This window comes from Embleya sp. NPDC127516 (genome assembly GCF_044765325.1).
Lineage (GTDB): Bacteria > Actinomycetota > Actinomycetes > Streptomycetales > Streptomycetaceae > Embleya.
Map to the genome: position 1 here is coordinate 54,220 of NZ_JBIWJT010000045.1, position 21,380 is coordinate 75,599.

General features: G+C 69.9%; 12 protein-coding genes. 4 read left to right on the forward strand and 8 right to left on the reverse strand.

Annotated features, from left to right (window positions below):
• Window positions 1-191: 191 nt before the first annotated feature.
• Window positions 192-908 (reverse strand): hypothetical protein, encoded by a 717-nt coding sequence (locus ACIRL2_RS46720; protein ID WP_395871078.1) that lies wholly within the window; start codon window positions 906-908, stop codon window positions 192-194.
• Window positions 909-1,349: 441 nt separating this feature from the next.
• Here ACIRL2_RS46720 and mobF point away from each other — a divergent pair, with 441 nt between their 5' ends.
• Both mobF and ACIRL2_RS46730 read left to right on the forward strand, forming a co-directional pair.
• Complete coding sequence (gene mobF / locus ACIRL2_RS46725; protein ID WP_402241124.1) at window positions 1,350-6,086, forward strand: MobF family relaxase; 4,737 nt, start codon at window positions 1,350-1,352, stop codon at window positions 6,084-6,086.
• 585 nt (window positions 6,087-6,671) lie between these two features.
• Entirely contained in the window at window positions 6,672-8,192 is a 1,521-nt protein-coding gene (locus ACIRL2_RS46730) for a hypothetical protein (protein WP_402241127.1), read from the forward strand.
• A gap of 985 nt (window positions 8,193-9,177) precedes the next feature.
• Here ACIRL2_RS46730 and cas6e read toward each other — a convergent pair.
• The 7 genes from cas6e to ACIRL2_RS46765 all read right to left on the reverse strand — a co-directional run bounded on the left by cas6e (window position 9,178) and on the right by ACIRL2_RS46765 (window position 18,564).
• Window positions 9,178-9,855 (reverse strand): type I-E CRISPR-associated protein Cas6/Cse3/CasE, encoded by a 678-nt coding sequence (gene cas6e / locus ACIRL2_RS46735; protein WP_402241129.1) that lies wholly within the window; start codon window positions 9,853-9,855, stop codon window positions 9,178-9,180.
• Window positions 9,852-10,721 carry a type I-E CRISPR-associated protein Cas5/CasD gene (gene cas5e, locus ACIRL2_RS46740; protein WP_402241131.1) on the reverse strand — a complete coding sequence of 290 codons (870 nt, stop codon included), beginning with the start codon at window positions 10,719-10,721 and terminating at the stop codon, window positions 9,852-9,854. The genes cas6e and cas5e overlap by 4 nt, the downstream gene beginning before the upstream one ends.
• Window positions 10,718-11,914 carry a type I-E CRISPR-associated protein Cas7/Cse4/CasC gene (cas7e, locus tag ACIRL2_RS46745; RefSeq protein WP_395871089.1) on the reverse strand — a complete coding sequence of 399 codons (1,197 nt, stop codon included), beginning with the start codon at window positions 11,912-11,914 and terminating at the stop codon, window positions 10,718-10,720. Before cas7e ends, cas5e begins: the two co-directional genes overlap by 4 nt.
• Before the next feature lie 37 nt (window positions 11,915-11,951).
• Window positions 11,952-12,614 carry a type I-E CRISPR-associated protein Cse2/CasB gene (gene casB / locus ACIRL2_RS46750; protein WP_395871091.1) on the reverse strand — a complete coding sequence of 221 codons (663 nt, stop codon included), beginning with the start codon at window positions 12,612-12,614 and terminating at the stop codon, window positions 11,952-11,954.
• 29 nt (window positions 12,615-12,643) lie between these two features.
• Entirely contained in the window at window positions 12,644-14,278 is a 1,635-nt protein-coding gene (casA, locus tag ACIRL2_RS46755; RefSeq protein WP_402241134.1) for a type I-E CRISPR-associated protein Cse1/CasA, read from the reverse strand.
• Between the two features lie 164 nt (window positions 14,279-14,442).
• Window positions 14,443-17,256: a CRISPR-associated endonuclease Cas3'' gene (locus ACIRL2_RS46760; protein WP_402241137.1), complete on the reverse strand. Its 2,814-nt coding sequence runs from the start codon at window positions 17,254-17,256 to the stop codon at window positions 14,443-14,445.
• 1,023 nt (window positions 17,257-18,279) lie between these two features.
• Complete coding sequence (locus tag ACIRL2_RS46765) at window positions 18,280-18,564, reverse strand: hypothetical protein (RefSeq protein ID WP_402241144.1); 285 nt, start codon at window positions 18,562-18,564, stop codon at window positions 18,280-18,282.
• 184 nt (window positions 18,565-18,748) lie between these two features.
• Here ACIRL2_RS46765 and ACIRL2_RS46770 point away from each other — a divergent pair, with 184 nt between their 5' ends.
• Both ACIRL2_RS46770 and ACIRL2_RS46775 read left to right on the forward strand, forming a co-directional pair.
• Complete coding sequence (locus ACIRL2_RS46770; protein WP_395871282.1) at window positions 18,749-20,197, forward strand: ATP-binding protein; 1,449 nt, start codon at window positions 18,749-18,751, stop codon at window positions 20,195-20,197.
• Between the two features lie 80 nt (window positions 20,198-20,277).
• Complete coding sequence (locus tag ACIRL2_RS46775) at window positions 20,278-21,216, forward strand: ATP-binding protein (protein ID WP_402241139.1); 939 nt, start codon at window positions 20,278-20,280, stop codon at window positions 21,214-21,216.
• Window positions 21,217-21,380 lie beyond the last annotated feature (164 nt).

The window sequence follows — 21,380 nt, forward strand, 5'->3', positions numbered from 1 at the left end:
CCGCGAGCTGATCGAGGCACCGACCGCCGTCGACCGCGTGCCGTCGACCGCCCAGGAGTGGCGGCGGCGCGCGACCCTGGCCGAACTGCTGCGCGTCGTCGCCACCAAGGACTGCCCGCTCTACCCACGACCCGCCGTCCCCGGCGCCCACTGGCTGCCGCGCCTGGTCGGCGAGGTCGCCTGTGCCACCATCACCCGCGCCGGACTCCAGCGGACACCCGTCCTGGCATCGACTGTGCCCCGACCTCGCCCCGGACGACGTGCTCGCCTGACCCCGCGGACGAGGACGCCGTACAGGACGTGCTCGTGGTGCTGCCAGCGCTCCGGGTCGACGAGTCCGTCACCGCCTCCCCGACCCGCGGCCGCATCCGCCGGCCGGCGATGGCCGCGGCGACGGTCGCCCCGAGCAGACCGAGCAGCAGATCCCCCATGGTGTCCCGGTAGATCGACACCGACTCGGGCGTGTCGAGAACGAACGCCCCGTACTCGAAGAACTCCCACAGGATCGCCGCAATCGCCCCGGCGCCCGCGCAGCACCAGGTGACCGCCCACCCCGGCAACCTGCTCCACCGCCGCAGCGACACCGCGCACGCCGTCCCGAGCACGGCCCAGTTGCCGAAGTGGCACGCGTCGTCGAACCAGGCGACCCGGTCGTACAGATCGGCCGCGTTCCCGGCGACGTCCACCACGAACGGCAGGGTGATCAGCGCGTCCACATCCCACGGAAACGCCTTCCGGCGCCGCGCAAGCCACCAGATCGGCAGCGCCATCACCGCGACCGGATAGAGCACGGCCCGCATCCCCATCGCCTTGTCGGCGAACCGCGCCCACTCGTCGAACACGACAGCAAGCGTCAACAGCCCGCCCAGCAACACCTTCAGCCCGATGGCCACCACCCGAGAACCCATGCGGCAACCCTCCTCCGGCCGCCACTCCCCCGGCATCCGCGCTGCTACTCAACCCACCGCCTGAGTACAGCGAAGAAGCGGCCGAGATGGACAACCCCCAAGGGGGCCGCGGTGCGTCCGCTCGCAGCGGCGAGGCCCGCAGCTCGTGGCGAAGTCCCCACGCGCAGGGGTGAGCCGCGATCCCGGTCCGCCGATCACGGTCGTGGAGGAAGTCCCCACGCAGGTGGGGTGGACCCGGGAAGCTCCGACGCTCCCCGCCTTGCCCGTGGTACCGCCCCTGCGCGTGCTCCCTTGCCCGATACCGTTCGGCGCCTTGCCCTGGTTCTGCTCGCCTAGCGGCCGTTGGTGGGCGGGCGTCGGCGCTGCCTAGCATCCGGGCATGACGGCTCGGGGGATGGACCAGGCGCGAAGTCGCGGCGCGCGGGGGGTGGTCGCGCCGTGATGACGTTGCACAAGCTCGGGCCGGGTGGGTGGGAGTACCTCGTCGATTCGGTGAGTGTCGCCGACGAGGGGCGTGGGCTCGGGCAGGACCTTGTCGCCTATTACGCCGCCACCGACAATCCGCCAGGGACGTGGACCGGTGCGCTCGCCGAGGTGCTGGGGGTTGCCGGCACGGAGGCGAACCGGGAGCAGATACGGAATCTGTTCGGGCTCGGGCGACACCCGATGCTGCTTTGGGAGTTCGCTCGCTCCCTCGCCGGCACGCTCGGCCCGAGTGTGGATGTCGAGGCTCTCGCGCGGGCGTTGGGGCGGCATCCTTCGGTGGTGGAGCGCGTGTTGCCCGGTGCGGACGTCGCCGGCCGTGTTAACGAACGGATGGCCGTCGAGGGCGTCGACGTCACGGGCGCGGCGCGTACGGCGCTGCGCAACCGTATCCGTGACGAGGAGAAGAGCGCCGACGCCCGGCGCGTCGCGCGGCTCGCGCACCGTCTGGTGAAGGGTGACGCCGACGAGCGAGTCTTGGCCGACGTTCTCACCCGTACGGCTCCCGCCGACCTGGTCGCCGCAACCGACGGGCTTCAGCTCGGTCGTGCCTTTCCCGTCCATCGCAGTGTCGCCGAACGCGCCCAAACCCGCTTCCAGAAACACAAGGCCGCCTACCCCCAGGCCACCGAGGCCGAACTCGCCCAGGCCGAGGCCGAGATCCTCCGCGAGGAGGACGTCCGCGGTGAACGCCAGGCGGTGACCGGGTTCGACCTGGTGTTCTCACCGCCCAAGAGCATCTCCACCGCGTGGGCCCTGGCCGTGGTCACCGGCGACGACGCCACGCGGCTCGCCCTCGAGGAGGCCCACAACGAAGCGGTGCGGGCGGTCCTCGAACGTCTGGAGAGCGACGTCGCGTTCACCCGCGTGGGTGCCGGCGGCGCAGCGCAGGTCAAGGCCGACGGTGTCGCCGCGGTGGCGTTCGTCCACCGCACCTCCCGCGCCGGAGACCCCGATCTGCACACCCACGTCATCGTCTCGACCAAGACCCTCGGGCCCGACGGGCGGTGGCGCTCGCTCGACGGGCGTGCGCTGTACGCGGCCAAGGTGGCACTGAGCGAGCAGTACAACTCGACCGTCCTGGACGGGGTCACGCAGCGCCTGGGCTGGGAGAGCGGGATACGCGCCGATCAGGTCGAGCACGGCAGTCGCGCGATCCGCGAACTCGTCGAGATACCGGGCGAGCTCAACGAGGCCTTCTCGTCGCGTCGGGCTCAGGTCAAGGCCGAGTTCGCCGCCATGTACCGGTCGTTCCGCGAGGTTCACGGTCGTGAGCCGCGCCGCGACGAGGAGTACGAACTGTTGCAGCAGGCGACGTTGAACAACCGCCCGCGCAAGGAGATGGGCAGCACGGCGGCCGACGAGGCCGATCGCTGGCGGGAGATCGCCGAGCGCGTCCTCGGCCCGGGGTACGCGACGTTCCTCGCCGGTCTGACGCGGACCACCTGCACGCTGAGCGCCGACCGGATCGACGCGGAGCAGTACGCGGCCTGGGCTGCGGCGACCGTGGCGGGCGTGCAGCACCATCGGGCCACGTGGACGGTGCGCAACCTGGAGGCGGAGGCGCAACGGGTCACCCGCGACACGGCGTTCGCCTCCCCCGCCGATCGCGCCGCGGCCGTGTCCCGGATCGTGGGTGTGGCCACCGCCGATGGCCACGTTCTCGACCGCGCCGCCGGCACCCGCATCGTGCGGATCACCCCGGTCTCGCTCGTCGCCGAACCCGCCGCCCTGCGCCGCGCGGACGGGGTCGGCGTCTTCCAGGCGCACGCCTCGACCCGCTACACCAGCACCGCGATTCTCGACGCCGAGCGCCGACTCCTCGCCCACGCCCGCGCGCACGGAGCGCCCACGCTCTCGCGCGCCGCGGTCGACGCGGCCCTGGTCGAGTCGGAGTGTGAACACGGCCACACGCTGGCCCCCGACCAGCAGGCGGCGGTTCGTCATCTCGCGCACAGCGGGACCTGGTTGACGTCGCTGATCGGCCCGGCCGGAACCGGCAAGACCACCACCTTGCGCGTCCTGGTCCGCGCCGCCGAACTCGACGGCTGGAGCGTGGTCGGACTCGCCCCCTCCGCCCGCGCGGCCCGCGTACTCGCCGACACCGCGGGGATCGCGACCACCGAGAACACCCACCAGTGGGCCGCGCGCCTGCGCGACGGAAGCGTCACGCCCCACCCGCGCACCCTCGTCCTGATCGACGAGGCCGGCATGGCCGGCACCCTCGCGCTGGACGCCATCACCCGCACGCACGTCGCCGCCGGGGGCATCGTGCGCCTGGTCGGAGACCCGCAACAACTCGCGGCCGTCGAATCCGGTGGCGTCCTGCGCCATCTCCAGCGGCACGCCACCGGCGCCGAACTCACCAGCGTCTGGCGCTTTCGCGAACCGGACGGCACCCCGCGCACGTGGGAGGTCGACGCCTCGCTGCGGCTGCGCGACGGCGACGTCACCGTCGTCGAGGAGTACCTTCGCCACGACCGCGTCCACGACGGCTCGCTGCAGTCGATGACCGACCGGGTGTACCGGGACTGGCACGCCGACACCGCCGCCGGCCGCGTCTCCTTGATGATCGCGTCCACGAACGCCCTCGCCGGTGAACTCTCCGCCCGCGCCCGTGCGGACCGCGTCCTCACCGGCGAGGTCGAGAGCGGCGGCGTCCTGCTGGCCAACGGCAGCCGCGCCGGTGTCGGGGACCGGGTGGTCACCCGCCGCAACGAACGCACCATGGCGCTGTTCGCCGGCCGCGACTGGGTCAAGAACGGCGACGTCTGGGAGGTGACCGGTCGCGACGGCGACGGATCGCTGACCGTACGCCACACCGAACACGGCGGGACGATCACCCTGCCGCCCGCCTACGTGGGCAGCAGCGTCGAACTCGCCTACGCCACCACCACCCACCGCGCGCAGGGCATGACCGTCGACATCGCCCGCGCGCTGGTCAGCGCGGATCTCGGCCGCGAGAACCTGTACGTGATGGCGACGCGCGGATCCGCCGCCAACCACCTGTACATCGTCGTCGACGAGGGCCTCGACCTCGACGGCCACGTCCCCGCCGGGCAACGCCGCACCGCCCGCCAGGCCCTGACCGCCGTGATCGCCCGGGGCACCACCGAGAACGCCGCGCACGACGACATCTCCGCCGCGCTCACCGCCCGTTCCTCGCTGGCCACGCTGACCCCGCGCTACCGGTACGCGCACGGCCTCGTCTCCCACCGGCTCGACGACGAGGACCAGGAGCGGGCGGTAGGCGTCGTCCGCGAGGTGCTGCCCGCCGTACTCGTCGAGCAGATCCTCGACGACGAGGCCTGGCCCGCCCTCGCCCACTACGTCACCCTCGCGGGAACCCGCGACCGCGATGCCCACGAGATGCTGATCCGCGCCCTCACCGACGACCGCGCCGTGACGCCGAGCGAGGTGGTCGAGGAGTTCGGCAAGGTCAACAGTCCGGCCCAGTTGCTCGCCTGGCGGATGGAGCAGCGGCTGTTCGGCGAGGAGAAGTCGCCGCGGTCGGGCGCGATGCCGTGGTTGCCCATCCCGCCGCGGGCGGAGTCGGCGCGTGATCAGGACGCGGTCGAGGTCATCGCGTACGCGCGGGCGACTTTCGAGCGAATCGAGGCTCGGGCGGCGCATTTGGCGGTGGCCGCGGTCACCGGTCCGCTGGTTGCCGGTGCCAATGTCGCCGGTACGGGTGCGGACCAGGTTTGGGCCGTGGCGCTCGGGGCGCTCCCCCGAGACGGTGCGGACCGTGAGCGCTGGCTGCGTACGGCCGCCGCCGTCGCCGCCTATCGGGAGACGTTCGACGTACGCGGGCCGCTGCCGCTCGACGAGGCCGTCGAGGGCGAATCCGTCCTCAAGACGCTGGCCCGCGACAAGGTCGCAGGCATTCTCGCCGCGCACCGCGGCCAGGATGCCGCCGGCCGGTCGGCCGTTACCGTGGCCCCCGGTCCGGGACGCGATTTGGCTACTCTGGACAACACCGCGCTGGCTCGCGCCATCGACCGGGCCAGGAAGCTGCACGTCGCCCGGAGGAATCGGGCCACCAAACTGCACGCCCGGGCCGACGCCATTCTCGCCAACGCCGACGCCGGACAGGGCCCCGCCATCCGCGGCCTGCACGCCAACTCCGCCGAACTGGGCGAACGCGTGGACGCCATCGAACGCGTCGCCCTACTGGAGAAGGCGCTGCGCACCGCCCGGGACCGCCACGGCGCGGCGGTCGTCGCCGCCGGGACGGCCCACACGCTCGACGGCGTCGACCAGGAAACCGTGCGGGCAGGCCAGACCCGAATCGACCGCCTGGGCGAGGCACTCCTCCGAGCCCGCCACGCGGCGGGATCAGAACACGAATGGGACGCCGTACGCGCCCAACACACCTACCTGACCCAAACCCGCGAACTCCACCACGAGGCGGCCGTGGCCGTCGACCGCGCTGCCGGGCTGGCCCTGCGCGCGGACGCGGAGCAGCAGGGCGTACGGGCCCGTGAGGCTCGTGCCGAACTGGACGCGCTGTACGGACAACTGCGGGCGCGCGTCGGCGGCGACGGAGGCGGCCGGCTCGCCGGCATTGCACGCGCGCTCGACGCCGCCGGGACTTCGGGGCCGCAGCCGCGCTCCACCACGAGCAGGAGCGTCAGCAGCGCACCGAGCCACGGGCCGACAGGGTCGGCGATCGGGCCCGAGCTCGCCCGCTGAACCGTCGAGGCTGGGGAAGCGGGTCGGTCGAACGCGGTCGATGGACGCGTCGACCACCTGGTGGCGTGGTCGGTCGGCGTATGCCAGGCCACGGGGGTGGGGTTGTCCGGCGTTGAGTCGGCCGACGGGCGTTTCCCGCTGAACCGTCGCGGCCGGGAGAAGCGGGTCGCTCGAACGCGGTCGATCGCGGTCGATGGACTCGCCGACCACCTGGTGGCGTGGTCGGTCGGCGTAAGCGAGGCCATGCGGGTGGGTTGGACCGCATGGAATCAGCCGATGGACGTCCCCCGCCGATCGGTCACGCGCCACGGCGGCGGCGCACCTACCCCGCGACGACCCGTGCGCGAACCACCCCGTCGAAAGGACAATCCCATCGGCGCGATCCACCCGCCCGTCGACGATGCCCGAACTCCGCCCACTCACGGCTCCCTCGTCGACCGTTCCCCGCGTTCCTTTGTCGGCCCCTCGCGCGGACACGAACGGGTCGACCTCGCGTGGGAGGCGTGGACCGACCACCCACACGGCCGACTCCCGGAGACCGACGCCGCGGCCCGCGCGCTGAACCGAAGCTGGCACGCCCTGCGCGTGGCACTACGCCAAGACGTCGACGCCGAACGGTTGGCCCGACGCTACGCCGACCTGGAAACGGCGGCACGCGCGACGCTGCCCCTCGCCCATCCGGAGGCGCGGCGGGCACTGAACGCGGTGCGCGAACGCGCCGGGGAACGGGCAACAGAACTACGACGGTTCGCCCGCCACGAACGCGCTGCCGGAGACGTGGCTTCGAACGAGGCCTGCGGCGACCGGACCCTTGCCCGCTCCCTTGCCCACTCCCCCGCTCAGGCCCGTGCCCGGGCTCGGGCGGCGGTACGGGAAAGTCGTGGCGGACTGGACGCGGCCTATGCGGCGTGGAGAGCCGGCGCGGAGGTCATCCCGAGATGGGGCGACGTCACCTTCGCCGCACTCGACCAGGTGTGGTCAGTGGCGCAGGAGGGCGTGTCGTTCGAGTCCGAGCCCGAGTTCGAGGCAGTGAGTGAGAGCCTCAACGGCGCGGACGCCGCCGCGATCGCCGAACGGATCGAGGAACGGGGCGAAGCTTGCCTGACCCTCGCCCATCACGCCCGAACCCTCGCCGCCCGCCCGCAGAGTTCGGCGACTCGCGCCCACCTGCACGAGGTACGTGTTCACGCCGAACACACGGCGCGGGCACTGCGCGACTTGGCCCACCTGACGAACCCGCCACTCCCGTACACCGCCTCGTCCGCTCGCCCCGCCCGCCCACAGCTCACCGCACACACACTCGGCCCGCTGATCGCCCGAGCCCACCTCGCCCGCGCCGTCGTACCCGACCTCGCCAATGAGCAGGACTGCCAACGGTTTCGCGACACCTACCGAGCCGACCGCGTCCTCATGCGAGCCGTGTGGCACCACACATGGTGGACACGAGCCACTCCCGACGACATCGCCCACGCGTGGGCGACCACATCCCGATGGGCCACCTTCGGCAGCGCATACGCCGCGACCACCCTCCGACACCTCCGAGGCCGCGTCCGCCAATACACGGGCCTCGAAACGCGACCACCGAATCAACCACCGCTCACGGACCCGATCCCCACTCTCGCGATCGGCCCGATCCACCCACCCCACGGCGACACCGTGTGGTGGCGATGCGCGGCCCACGATCCGACCACCCGCCCCCAACTCCTCGCCGAAACCCGCGAACCCGCCACCGCGTGGGAGCACCCGGACGACGTGGCCGCCCGAGTACACGCCGACCTCGAACACGTACACCGACTCCGACCCGACGTACTACGCCGAGTACACATCACCACCACCCGCGAAGTCGGCGACCCGAACCGGCACCCGACCCACCAAAGCCACATCCGCGGCACCGACGTCGACCACATCCGCAGAAAAGCCGCGCAGCGACACCAACACGAGCACCACGTCACCCAACGCGCCACCCTCCTACGCCGCGACCTCGACACCGCCTGGCGATCAAACGCCACCCCCACCGAAATCAACGCCATCCAACGAGAGACACAAACCTGGGCCCCTGGCCCCGCCCGCAGCGACATACTCACGTTCCTACAACGCCACACCTGAGGGCTCTCCCACCCTGGCCACCCCACATCACCGACGCACCACCCAGAGGCACGACTCCTATGCATGCTCCCGAGACCGCCGACGGGCCCGCCCAATCACGCTCAGACTGCCTTCGAGAACACCATTCGACAGACGATCAAACCGACCCAACGCAACATCCGAACAGCGCTGCGATCACACAAACTGTGTAATAACTCCCCTTCTTGAAGGCTCCTTCGACTGAACCCGAACCAGGAAGAAACCTTGCCGCAATGACCCAATCAACATCACGAATCAGCAAAGCCCTCAAGAACCCCCAGGCCAGCAAGCAAAGTCCCCACGCGAGTGGGGGTGAGCCGCCCCTCGACGTCATGCGCGAGCTGGTGACGCTGAAGTCCCCACGCGAGTTGGGGTGAGCCGACCGAGGCGGCGCTTCAGAGGGAGGGTGGCTCGTGGACCGCTCACCCCAGTCGGCCACGCCCGCACCCAGCACTACACAGCTGGCCCCGAAGTACGCCGAGCCCGCGTCGAAATCCACGACGAAGTCCATGCCGACCTCTACCGCGAGCCCTACCGCGACTGACATACGCTCAAGTCCACAGCACCACTGCGGAAGAGCCGCGCCCCAGCGGGCCCGGGGCCCGGACCTTCGAGGTCGCGGGTGCGCAGGTGCGTGACCATCTCCGCGACCCCATCGGCGAGTTCGCCAACAAAGCGGGCCGTATAGCGCGCCGGCTGCAGGGGATCGCGGCACGGGGCGACGAACCGGGTCGGGCTGTGCTCCCCACCTGGGCGGGACCGGCAGGCCCCTCGGGGACGCCGTGCGCCCGTTGCGATCACAATCGGGTGATGACCGGGTTCCCGCAGGACTGCGAGGCGTGTGAGGCGCTCCGGAGGGGTGGGAGCCCGGTCCCCAACTACCACCACGCTCATTGGGCGGACGTCCTCCTGCGGCACACCGACAAGCACGTCGTGGGGCACGGCGCGGAAGGGCAGCCGCTGGTGTCTACTCTGTCGGCCGTAGGGGCGCAATCGTCAGCAGCCCGCACCCGTATGCCCGCCCCTTTCCGATGCCACCGATCACTGCGGCCCGCAGCGCGTCAGGATCGACGATTTCCGCGGTGCCCTCGAAGCGGACCCGGTGGTGGCGCACCTTCTGGGCGCCACCACCCTTGCCGCAGCGGCCGACAGCGGCGTCCAGCGGGTGGGAGAGGTGGGTGTGAATCTTGAGACCGGCGAGGCCCGCCCGGCGGTGCCACCAGTCGTCGGCGTGGCGGCCGTGGAGGGCAACGATGGGAGGCAGGTTCTTGTATACCTCCCGCGTGGTGTGGCCGGGGCGGCGGACGGGGTTGGCATCGCAGCGGTAGGACAGGCGGCGGCCGTGGGCGAAGGCGTCCAGGAGCGGTTCGATGTTACGAGAAGCCGAGTCGACCACGTATCCCTCCGGAAGCCGCTCGGGAGCGACTCTTGTATTGCTCTGGACCATGAGTACGACCTGTCGCTCGGCCTGATCGGCCTGCTCGACCCGGTGCAGTACACCGAAGTGGCTTCGTGCCCCTTCGATTTCGGGCAGGTCCGGGAAGAGGGACATCACGCGCCGGTGCATGGCGACGGCGTCGCGCAGTTCCTTGCGTACGTCGGTCCGGGAAGTGTCGAGAGTGAGGCGGGCGAGCCAGGTGGTCATACGGCGGCCTCCGGACTGTGGGGCGAGGGCACGGCGGCGGCGTGGAGATGGGCGTCGAGGGCTTTGAGGTAGTTGTTGCCGAGTTCGCCGGTGTACAGGTGCTCGGGTGGACGCCAGGAACCTCGGTAGAGCCGGCGGGTGCGGAAGGTGCGCCGCTGCAGGGCCGTCTCGACCGGTTCGTCCTGGACGTCGGAGGCGGGGCGAGTGCCGTCGTCGGGATCTTCGGGATGGCGTGGGAGCCAGCCGAGGGGGCGGTCGGCGAGCAGCGTCACCACGGGAGCCGGAGCCTGCGCGGGCAAAGGGAGTCGAAGGAGGCTGCCGAGGACGTCGGAGCTGCGGTCGAGCAGGACGGGCCCCTCGGGTGGGCAGCCGCGACGGCCCAGGTACAGGGGCCAGCGCGGCGTGGCCAGTGCCTCGGCGCAGCGGTCGAGAACCCCCTCCTCCTGGCCGCTGAGCGCGCAGACGAAGGCGGCGTCGGCGAGGTAGAGCCGGTGGCCGTACACGGTGGACGTATTGGCGCCGCGGGTGCCGCCCTTGGCCGTCTGCACGGTGTCTTTCGGGGCGAGGCCACCGCCGACGGTGTGCAGGTCGCGCAGCACGTAACCGGGGCGGTCGATGCGCACGGTGAGTTTCAGTCGTCGCAGGTCGTCGTTGGCCTGCCCTCGATGTCGGCCGAGCGCGCAGGACAGCAGGCCGAGCACACCGGACTTGGTGGGGAAGGCTGCGGTGTCACGCTCTTCGGTGAAGTGGCTGCGCTCTCCCCAGGATTGCAGCGGCGCGGCGAGGCGCAGCAGCAGCCCGGGCTCCTGTGGCGGCTGTGGCGACTGGAGCGGCCGGAGCGGTTGTGGCGGCTGTGGTGCGGTCACGCGCCGCCCTCCAGCGGGGCGAACGCGGCCGCCACACCGGCCTCGACCAGTGAGTCGAACGTGTCGAGGCGGGGCCCCAGTCCTTCGATCTCCCGACCGGTGCCGGCCCAGTGGGCGGCGAGGATGCGGTCGGTGCCCATGAGCGTGGTGGCGGTCTGTGCGTACTCGACGAGCTGGTCGCGGGAGGCGGTGCCGTGTCCGCCGCCCTGCGCGGAGCGCACGGGGGTCTCGAAGGCGGCGGCGAAGGACAGCGGGCGGTCGCTGCGGACGCTGATGTGGACGAGGTCCGGTGCGGTGTGCGGGGCGGTGGAGTTCTTCTTCGCCTGCGGCAGGGAGCGGATGAAGGAGGAGAGGAAGGCCCCGGCGATGTTGCGGGCGTCCTCGGAGACGTCCCGGGGACCGTCGGAGGAGGTGTGGACCTTGCCCATGTTGGTGACGAGTTCGCGCACGTCGATGGTGGCGAAGCGGTAGAAGGTGCCGGCGGAGAACTCGGCCTCGTTGAGGTGGCCGCTCCCGGTCTCGCCCCATGCCGCGTTCAGGTCGTCGACGGCGGTGAAGTAGTCGACCTGGACATCGCTGCGGTGGGTGGTGAAGGCATGCGCGACCTGGACCGCGCCGTCGACGTCCGCGTCGTCGACTTCGGTGAGCATGCGGCCGAAGGTATGGATGACCGCGTTGCCCCGACGGATGATCTCTTGCACGTCGGCTGCGGGGAGCGGCGACTTGTCGGACGCCTTTTCGATCTTCTTTTTCTTGATCTTGTCGGGGTGTTCGGCGGCGAGGTCGGCGAGTTCTTCGATCGACTCGGAGGACAGGTACACGAGTCCGTTGGTGACAGCCTCGTAATCCTCCTGGTCCGGCTTCCCCTCGATGCCGAACTTGATGCCGGAGGCCGCCACGATGTGAGCGCCGGCCAGACGTGCTCCCTGCTGATCCCAGCCGTGCTTCTCTTCGAGGACCTCGGCAACGGCTCTGCCGATCCGCCGAGTTCGGGTGGCGAACTGGCCGATCTCCTTCTGGAACTCCTGCCGCAGCGCCCTCTTCCAGGACTGGCTGCTGACGCGGGTGCGTCGCACGCCGCCGTAGTCCACCGTCTTGACGGCGTTGAGGTCGTCGCGGTTGAGCGTGGAGACGGGGACGCTCTGCAGGACGTGTACATCCACGAAGCAGGCGGGCAGGTGCGCGGTCGGCACGGAGGACTCCTTTTGGAGTGGTGTGCGAGGAGGGCGGTCAGGCGGTGGACGAAGATCCGGGCTGAGGCACGGCCTGGGCGACGTCGGTTTTGTCCTTCGTCTTCCACTCGTCACGGTGGAGGGCGCGGAAGTAGTCCTGCTGCCAGCGGGTTCCGATGTCGGCCGCGTGCCAGGGCCAGCGGGTCAAGTCGTTCAGCAACTGGGCCCAGTCGGGTTCGGCCTCGTACTGGCGCAGGAGGCGGGTGGCCGGGGGGAGGTAGCGGTGCAGCCCGGTGGGGCTCTGGCGGACGAGGAGGTCCAGGCGCCTGCGGGTGCTGTCGCGCCGACGTGAGCGTTCTTGTGCGGGAGCGTTGAGGACGGCCTCGGCGAGGGTGTGGCCGAAGCTGGGGCCGTAGGTATCGATCGGCTGCTCCACCTCCGTGTCATCCGCCGGCCGGTCGCGGACAACGTGGCGGGGCTGGTCGGCGATGAGCGCGGCGATCGCGTAATAGGCCCGGTCCCGCTCCCGGTTCCGCTTGTCCGGCAGCCAGTGCGCGATGAACTCATGCATCCCGGTCACCTGGTCGATGTCCTTGCCCACGCCGCGGCGCAGGCGTGCGTGTACCCCGGGGTTGTCGGCACACAACCGCCGGATCTCCTGTACGAAACTCAGGTGTTCGGTGCGGCGCGCCCGTGCGGCGGTATCGCGGACCTCTGTCATGGGGCACCTTCCGATCGGCGTGGTGGTGACTACTTGTTCTTGCGCTCGGGGCGCGTCATCCACAGCAGGCCACGGGCGTCGAGCACGGCTTGGTTGCCGCGGACGGTGCGGGTGAGTGGCTCGGTCGTGCGCGCATAGGCCTCCCGGGCCAGTCCCAGAAAGGCGTCGCGCGCGGCACGGATGTCCAAGCCGCCGTCATCGTCCGTGCCGGTGCGATCGAGGTGGTCGAAGCGAATCCAGAACTCGCGTTCGGCGGCGGGCCAGTACAGGGCCTTGGCCTGTGGAACGAGCTTGCCTGCGTGCTTGGGATCGCCCCTGGTGTACAGCGCCCAGGCCCTGCGTACCGCTTCGGTGAGGTTCTCCCCGTAGCGTTCGCCGAGCCTGCGCAGTCGACCGACCGCGACCTGAGCGTTGGCGTGCCGATCGGACAGGTGACCAACAGTCGCGGAGGTGAGGCCGCTGACGAACTGGGTGTTCTTGGCCTTGTTCTGGTCGAAGCCGAGTGCCCGGACGCGCAGTTGCTCGGTGAGCTCTACCGCCGTCGCGAATACCTTCGGTGGCTCCAGCGTGGTCTCCTCGCCCTCGGCCTCCGGCGGCCGGTGCAGCAGCAGACCGTCCAGGTCCCTCCACAGGGCTCGGTTCGCCTTGGCCCGCCGGGCGGTGCGAATCTCCTCCCCCGGCTTGTTCTTGTCGAGCCTGCGTTCCCAGATGAGGTACGGGTCGTCGAAGGCTCCGGGAAGGCGGTACGCCCAGGTGATGCGGGCGTCCGTGACGCGCTCTCGGCGAGCATCGGGCTGGAGTAGGAGAGCATGCCGCGAGGTGTCCGTCCACCAGCCGCAGGGGCCGACCGGCACCGGCGGAGCGCCCGCCGGGTCCGTCGGCTCGTCCCGCTCCCAGGGGCACAGATCTTCCTCACGCCGCACCTCTGTCCCCGGTCGCACGAGCCCGGCGAGCAGGGTGACCAGTAACGATTGCCCTTCCGGGTGGTAGGAGAGCGAGCTGAACAGCGGTCCGCGCTTGGCCTCGGAGATCCGCTCCCCGTGGAGTGCGCGGGCGGTGCACTTGCCGGGAGCGCCGTAGTAGTGCCACATCAGCAGGTACGGCACTGCCGTGGCCGCGGAAGGCGGGTGCGGGGCGCTGTCGCGAACGTGGCCGAACCAGGAGTGGTTGTTGCCCGAAGGCCGGGTCATCACCAGCTTGTTCACGCCGGTCGACTCGGTGCACTCGTCCGCCAGACGCGAGTCCTGCAGCCACGGACGGCCGGTGGCGTCGTCGAAGAGAAAGAATCGCTCGTGCCACCGGGAGACATACTTGTCGATGCCGTTCTGCGGCAGCGCGCAGTCCTTCAGGATGTGCGCGCGCCGGTGCATCCAGTCGCCGTTCCGATCCCGGTCGTCCTGATCCCGGTCGTCTTGGTCCTGGTTGCCTTGATCCTCGTGGTGCCGCCGCTCCTGGTCGAGCTTGGTGACCCGCGCGGTGAGCGCGTACAGCACCCGCAGGAGCGCCGACTGGGCGGCGGCAAGCGGGACATCCAGGGCTTCGATGTGCTGGCAACGCTCCAGAAGCCCCCGGAAACCGACGGACTCGGGGCCGTCGTGGCCGGGGAGCCAGCGCACGGGGATCCACGGCTCGTCGAAGAGATTCATCGCCTGTGGCGCTTCCACAGTTCTCCCGATCTCCTGTTCGTTCCTGTCCCGCAGGGCCGCACGACACGTCCGTCCCGTCGGAAGGGCGCGCACCAATGGTGTTGTCGAGGGCACCTTCCGTAGCCGTGGATTGTCGGCGATCGTAGGCGGTCACGGCTCGCAGCGCGGCCCGTTTCGGGGAATCAACCGAGTCTGACCAGGCCGGTCCTGGTGAGTTCGAGCCGCATGCTCCCGAGGAGTCCGGTATAGGTATCGCTGGCTCCACTGACCACCACCGGGTATACGTGGTTCAGCCATGTCCGCTTCTTCCAGTGGTTGTACTTGATGTTGTCGAATCGATCGCGGCCGATCTGCGCCGAGATTCCGCCCTTGGGCGCCCAGTGCGGCGGAACCGAGATCGTATGTTGGGCCAGAGCGGCCACGGCCGGACTACGCTTCTCGGTCCCGACGAACGGCACCTTTTCCTTCCCCTCGGGATCCAGATAGGCGGTCTTGTCCCGGAGGTGGACGCACAGAACATACGCCTGCTCGAACCCCATCGTGGCCGCGAGGTGCGCCTCGGTGAGACCGCGCTCGGCCCGGGTCAGCGCATACAGATCGTCGTGAACGTCCGCCGGGCTCGGGATGCCGGTGAGCCTGGCGTCGTGCAGCAGCCTGGTCTCGTGGCCGTGGGCCTCGGTGTCCAGTCGGCGCTGCCGCACAGCCGACACGTCGTCGAGGGTGGCCAGGTAACTGTCCGAGTCGTACACCTGGCGGATCAACCGCTCGACGTGATCGGGGAGAAGGAGTTCCGAACCGTGGGAACGGAGCGTCCGGATCGTGCGCTGCCTCAGCGCTCGGTCCATCGGCGAATCGGCCTGTTCCTCGCTTCCCAGGAGCAGTAGATGCCGACCGCGGGAGGCGCGGGCCAGCAGCGAGGGCAGCGGGACCACAGGTGTGACGACCCACTCGAAGCGGAAGGGGAGATGTTCGGCGAAGGAAGCGGTGGTAACGAGCACCGAATTGTCTTGCGCCGGGTCCTGGTGCGCTGCTGTGCACTCCGCCACCAGTTCGCGGACCCGATATCGGGGGAAGCGCGAGTGCAGCAGCCGAAGCTCGCGGGGCATTGCGCGCCGGCGATGCAGATGTTCGAGCGCACGGAAGGTCCGCTGGGCTTCCTCCTCACTGCTGCAGCACACGAGGGTCGAGCCGCTGTCCCCGACTTCGCGCATGACGGAGTCCACGTACGTGTCTGCGCTGCCGGGCCACGGGTGGACTTCGGACACGGAGACGCGCAGAACCGAGTCCGCAGGAGGATCGACCGCGAATTTGGTGACCGCGCCGTCCTGTCCGTCGACATGCAGCCATCCCGGCTGTGGCAGTTCCGCCGACGAGCGCGCGCCCTCCTGTCCGCTCCGCGTCCCCCGAGCCAGTCGCGCGCCCCTTTGATAGGCCTGCACCAAGCGATGGGCACTCGCTCCGGCCAGGGTGTCGGTCAGCATCACGACGGATGCCCCGAGCGCCGCCAGCCACTCCACCAGCAGGCACAGGAGTTGATGCAGCCGGGGCTTTTGCGGACGCACGTCGTCCACCACGAGAACCTTCTCGCTGAGTGCGAAGAGCCGTACGGCGTTATCCGGCACGGGCAGGACGGCCGGCAGGAATTGGTCGTGAACGCCCACCCCGAGGGGAGCCAGTAGCCCGCGGCGTCGCAGGGTGAGCCACTGCTGTGCGACGGCCCGGGCCTGTGGCGTGTCGAAGCTGAGTTCGGGGATCTCCTCGGAGGCCGACTCGGGATCGCTGTCGAAGGCCGTTTGGTGAAGACGGGTGAGCATACCGGAGCCCTCCAAAAGCAGGCCCGCCAACGACGCCAACTCTCCCGACGCCTCATCGAGGTGAAGCTCTTCCGGCAGGGCGAGAGCAATACCCCGAGCCCCGGACGCCCGACCCAACCGCGAAGCCGCGACCAGCCCGAGCCGCCGGCGGGCCGGTCCGGCCGGAGCACTCACCAGCAGCATGCCGGGACCAGTGGGCTCGGCCGCTGTGAGCAGCTGTCGCGCGAGCCGACCGTGCACGGAGTCGTCCGGGAACTCGGCCGCACTCAACAGCTTCTCCCTCGCCGGGGCGGCAAATCCGCACCGCCCCAGAGCCCGCTGCTCGACCCCGATCCGGGCCACCTCCAAGGCACGCTCCCAGTGCTGGGTAAGGACCTTGCTGCAGCAGCACTCTTCGTCCTCGAGACGCCGAACCGTGTCGATCGACTCCTTGTCACTGGCCATCCAGTCCGCCACCATCACCGCGCCGAGCACCACGACTGCGAGCTCGGCCGGGAGAGTCCCGGTCGGTACCGGGACGTCGTGCGCGATCAGCGTGCGCAACACGCGGACGTGGTGCAGGCGTTGCTCCGGCCACTCGCCCTTCCCGGCCTGGGGTAGGAACGTCGCCGGATGCCTCAACTGCCGACGCTCCATCCGCGGGTGGAAGACCCCGTGGTGCCCGCCAAGCAACTGCCCGATGGCGTGACCGACCCGATCGCCGACCGGCCCCTCGGGATCGCCCGGCGGATAGCCCAACTGTTCGAGAATGCCGGGCAGGGTCCAGTGCGTGATCCGCTCGTGCGGACCCGCGCGGTTGTCGGTGCCGCCCGTGCCGTGCTGGTAGCCACAGTTGACGAATGCCTTCTCGAATCCCCCCGGGTAACCCTTCCGCACGGAGTGCTGGTACGACGGTGAAATCTTCCCCAAGTCGTGCAACGCCGCCCAAAAGGTCAGTTCTCGCATGGCATCGAGTTCCGACAACCCCAAGGCCCGAGCGACCCGGGCATGCATGCGCGGGCCGACAGCCGACTCCCACAAGGCCGCGAAGTAAGCGCCGGTGTCGACGAGGTGGCACACCACCGGGTATGGGGGCTTCATCCCTTGCTCCTTGCCCCACAGGCGGACATCCAGGAACCGGGGATTGCCGTGGCGGCAGCGGTTGTTCTCGGCGCCGACCCCACATTCGGTGGTGATCTCCATGCGAGTGTTGTAGCAGCCGTCATGAGCCAACCGGCGGCGAACGGCGAGTACTTGGCGTACAGTCGACTGTGGGTCGAGGAGATCCGGCACCACATGGCAGGGGATGCGTCCCCACGGCTAGTGACACCGCCCCGCGGGTCCGGCCGGCCCCGTGGCACCGATCTCCGAGGTGTCTACATGAACGAGTCCCAAAACCGTCGCAGCGGGTTCCTCAAGCTGGTCGTCGGCTCCTTCGTCGGCAAGCTGCTTGCGGGCATCGTGATGAAGTGGTGGTCAGGGCAGTAGTCCCGACCCACGGCCCGGACTTCGGTCCGGGCCATCCTTTTTCCGGAAGCCGGCGCGCACGAGCGGGTGTGTTGCCCAGCGCGGCGGTCGAGGGCGGATGTTCGTGGGGGCCGGAACACATGGGCAGGGCACAGGACACAGGGCCTTCGTGCCAGGCGAGCATGTGGGTGGCACTCCCCTACGCCTTCGCCTCGGTGACAGAGTTGGTGACCGGGATCCGCGCTATTCCCGGGGAACGGCCGGGCTGGCCGCCGGAGTTGTGTCCGGTGGAGTTGTCCCGGGACCGCTTGGCGGCGGCAGTGGTGGCCCGGTGTCGCAAGGAGCGGATGGAGCGGCCGACCCCGGGTCGGATCGGCAGGTTGGTGGGGAAGGCGATCGGCACGTTCGAGGACCAAGATCGTCCGGTTGTCGCCACCGGCCGTTCCGATCCTCCCCGAGGACCGACATGCCGGGCAGGCGCCGACTTCCTCCGCGCCACCGAGCCGGAGCCCGCCGAGCGCGCCGCACTCGACCAGGGCGTGACCGTACGGCGCGGCCAGGGCAACACCCTGCGCGTCGGCACCGAGCCGGAGGTCCACCGCCGACTCCTCGACCGCTGCCGGCCGCTCGACAAAGCCACGGCGATCCCGGCACAGCGCAAGGCCCGCCCGCGAGTACGCAAACCGCGTCTACGCGCTTGGGGCCGACAGCTGAATTCGCCCCCGGGCTCAGTCCTTGGCGTTGTTTATTCGGCGAGAACTATTGGGACCCCCGGTGTGCAGGCCGCTCGTCGTCCGCAGTGCAAGCGGCGGACGCGACTTTTCGGCGGACTCGGCCGGCGCGCTGAAGCAGGACGTCCATCGGGGCCAGATCGCTGATGACCGTGTCCACGTCGAAGGCGACGGTCCCGTCGATCACGGAGGTGGCGATCAGGATCACGCCGTGTGGATTCGAGGATCCGCGTGAGGTTCCGCCGGTGGTGGGGGTCGACCCGGGCGGTCGCGGTGGGGCGGCTTCCGGGCGGAGGGTGGCGTCGGTCCACAGGTCGGGAGGCGTTGACGACGCCCGTCTTGCCGGACCCGGGGGCGAAGTGCGCGTCGCGGGGTCGGAGGGTCTGTCGGGCGAATATCCGACGTACCCCGAAGGAGATCATTTATCATAAGCGGAGTTATCATAACTGGACTCATGTCAAGGAGATCCCGTGTCGAAGCTGCCTAGGCCCGACGAGATGTTCGACCGTGACTACGAGTGGTCGGCACTGGAGAACTTCGCGACGGACCCGAAGCCCGGCGCCACTCTGGGGGTGGTTTCGGGCCGACGCCGCCAGGGCAAGACATTCCTGCTCCGCGCGCTGTGCCAGGCGACCGGGGGTCTGTACTTCGCGGCGGACGAGGGCACCGACGGTGAATCCCTGCACCGGGTCGGACAGGTCGTCGCCGACTACCTCCGCCTCCCCGCCCCCCTCGTCTTCCACGACTGGCACGCCGTCGTCGACGCGCTGCTGTCCCTGGGCCGGGAACGGGCCGTGCCGGTCGTCATCGACGAGTTCCCGTACCTCGTGAGAGCGAACCCGCGCCTGCCGTCCATCATTCAGAACGCGCTCGCACCGCTGCGCGAGGAACGCGACGCCAGTCGCACCAGGTTGCTGCTGTGCGGGTCGGCGATGTCCTTCATGGGCCGCCTCCTCAGCGGCAACGCGCCTCTGCGCGGTCGCGCGGGACTGGAACTGCTCGTACCCACCCTCGACTACCGACTGGCCGCCGAGTTCTGGGGCATCGACGACCCCGAGACCGCCCTGAAGGTCAACGCCATTGTGGGCGGCACACCCGCCTATCGCCGCGAGTTCGCCCGCGACGACACCCCGTCGGGTCCCGACGACTTCGACGCGTGGGTGATCCGCACCGTACTCTCCGCGTCCAGTCCGCTCTTCCGCGAAGCCCGCTACCTCCTCGCGGACGAACCCGACCTGCACGACGCGGCCCTCTACCACTCCGTCCTTGCGGGCATCGCCGCCGGCAACCATAACCGGGGCGGCATCGCCTCCTACATGGGCCGCAAGTCCGGCGACCTTGCGCATCCGCTGACCGTCCTCGAGGACTGCGGCCTGATCACCCGCGAACCCGACGTCTTCAAGGACAACCGCACCACGTTCCGCATCGCCGAGCCCCTGGTCACCTTCTACCACTCCGTCATGCGACCACTGTGGTCCGACCTGGAGCACACCCGCGACGCGACCGCGTTGTGGCAACGCAGCCAACGCCGCTTCGTCGGCAACGTCATGGGCCCCCACTACGAACAGACCTGCCGCCACTGGACCCGCCACCACGCGGGCCCCGGTCTCATCGGCGACCACCCCTACCGGGTCGGTTCCGGAACGATCAACGACCCCGCGCGCAAGGCGAGCCACGAACTGGACGTCGTCGCCTTCGGTCTCGACGAAGACAACCGCCAACCACTGCTGGCGCTCGGCGAGGCCAAGTGGGGCGAGACGATGGGTCTGCCCCACATCGAACGGCTTCGTCACATCCGGGCCCTGCTCACCGCCCAGGACCGCCACGGCGCCTCGACGGCAAAACTCGTCTGCTACAGCGGCGCCGGATTCACCGCCGACCTCCGCGAGCACGCCGCAGACGACGGCGACGTACTCCTCGTGGGCGTCGACGACCTCTACCACTGAGCAGCCGTGACCAAGTCATGCTCGTGCGCTCGGCAATGAGTGGACCTTGACGCGACAACCGGGATGCGGGCATCGGACCCATGACCGTTGTCATCGACGAGTTCCCCTTCCTCACGAAGGCGTCCCCCGAACTGCCCTCGCTCCTGCAACGCGCGCTCGGACCCAACGCGCGCCGCGGCGGCGCCCCGATCCGGCTGCTGCCGTACGGCTCAGCGCTCTCGCTCATGGGTAACCTGCTCACCGGGACCGCCCCCTTGCGCGGCCGCGCGAGCCTCGAGTTGGTCGTACCCACCCTCGACTACCGACTCGCCGCGCGCTTCTGGGACGTCGACGACCCCACCCTGGCGCTCCTCGTCAACTCCGTCGTCGGTGGAACCCCCGCCTACGCCCGCGAGTTCACCCTCGGCGACGCACCCGCCGACCTCGACGACTTCGGCCCCTGGGTGCAACGCAACGTCCTCAACCCCGGACGCCCGCTCTTCCGCGAGGCCCGCTTCCTCCTCGCCGAGGAACCCGACCTGCGCGACACCGCCCTCTACCACGGCGTCCTGTCCGCGATCGCCGACGGCAACCACACCCGAGGCGGCATCGCGAACTACCTCGCCCGCAAGTCCACCGACCTCGGCCACGCCCTCGCTGTGCTCGAGGACACCGGCATGATCATCCGCGACCCCGACGCCTTCCACGGCAAACGCTCCGCGTACCGCATCGCCGAGCCCATCGTGTCCTTTTACCACGCGGTCATGCGCCCGCAATGGAGCGACCTCGAGCGCTCCGGTCACGCCGCTGGACGTATGGGCCCGCTCCCAGGCCACCTTCCTCAGCAAGGTCGTCGGTCCGCACTTCGAACAGGTCTGCCGCGCCTGGACCCGCTGGTACGCCTCACCCGACACCCTCGGCGGCCACCGCGTCCGCGTGCCATCGGGCACCATCCCCGACCCCGCCGCCAAGAACGGCCTCAAGGTCGACGTCGCCGTCTTGGCCCTGGAGTCCTAGCTCAGATACCAGCCGCAAGGTAAGTCGCGGATGTCCGCGCGAGTCCCGTTTCCCTGTCCTGGGCGACGTCGTTGGTCCGATCGGGTTAATTTAGAAGTCGTTTCATTTGGCATATTGGCGGTAGCAGATCAATGCGGCAGCGATGCTGACGAACGCGCCGAAGTGCGCCGCCTTGACCTCGTATCGG

Coding starts and splice junctions, on each gene's coding strand:
- mobF (WP_402241124.1), top strand. CDS start 1,350: ATGACGTTGCACAAGCTCGGGCCGGGTGGGTGGGAGTACCTCGTCGAT.
- ACIRL2_RS46760 (WP_402241137.1), bottom strand. CDS start 17,256: ATGGAGATCACCACCGAATGTGGGGTCGGCGCCGAGAACAACCGCTGC.
- casB (WP_395871091.1), bottom strand. CDS start 12,614: ATGACAGAGGTCCGCGATACCGCCGCACGGGCGCGCCGCACCGAACAC.
- cas6e (WP_402241129.1), bottom strand. CDS start 9,855: ATGACCACCTGGCTCGCCCGCCTCACTCTCGACACTTCCCGGACCGAC.
- ACIRL2_RS46770 (WP_395871282.1), top strand. CDS start 18,749: ATGTTCGACCGTGACTACGAGTGGTCGGCACTGGAGAACTTCGCGACG.
- ACIRL2_RS46720 (WP_395871078.1), bottom strand. CDS start 908: ATGGGTTCTCGGGTGGTGGCCATCGGGCTGAAGGTGTTGCTGGGCGGG.
- ACIRL2_RS46775 (WP_402241139.1), top strand. CDS start 20,278: ATGACCGTTGTCATCGACGAGTTCCCCTTCCTCACGAAGGCGTCCCCC.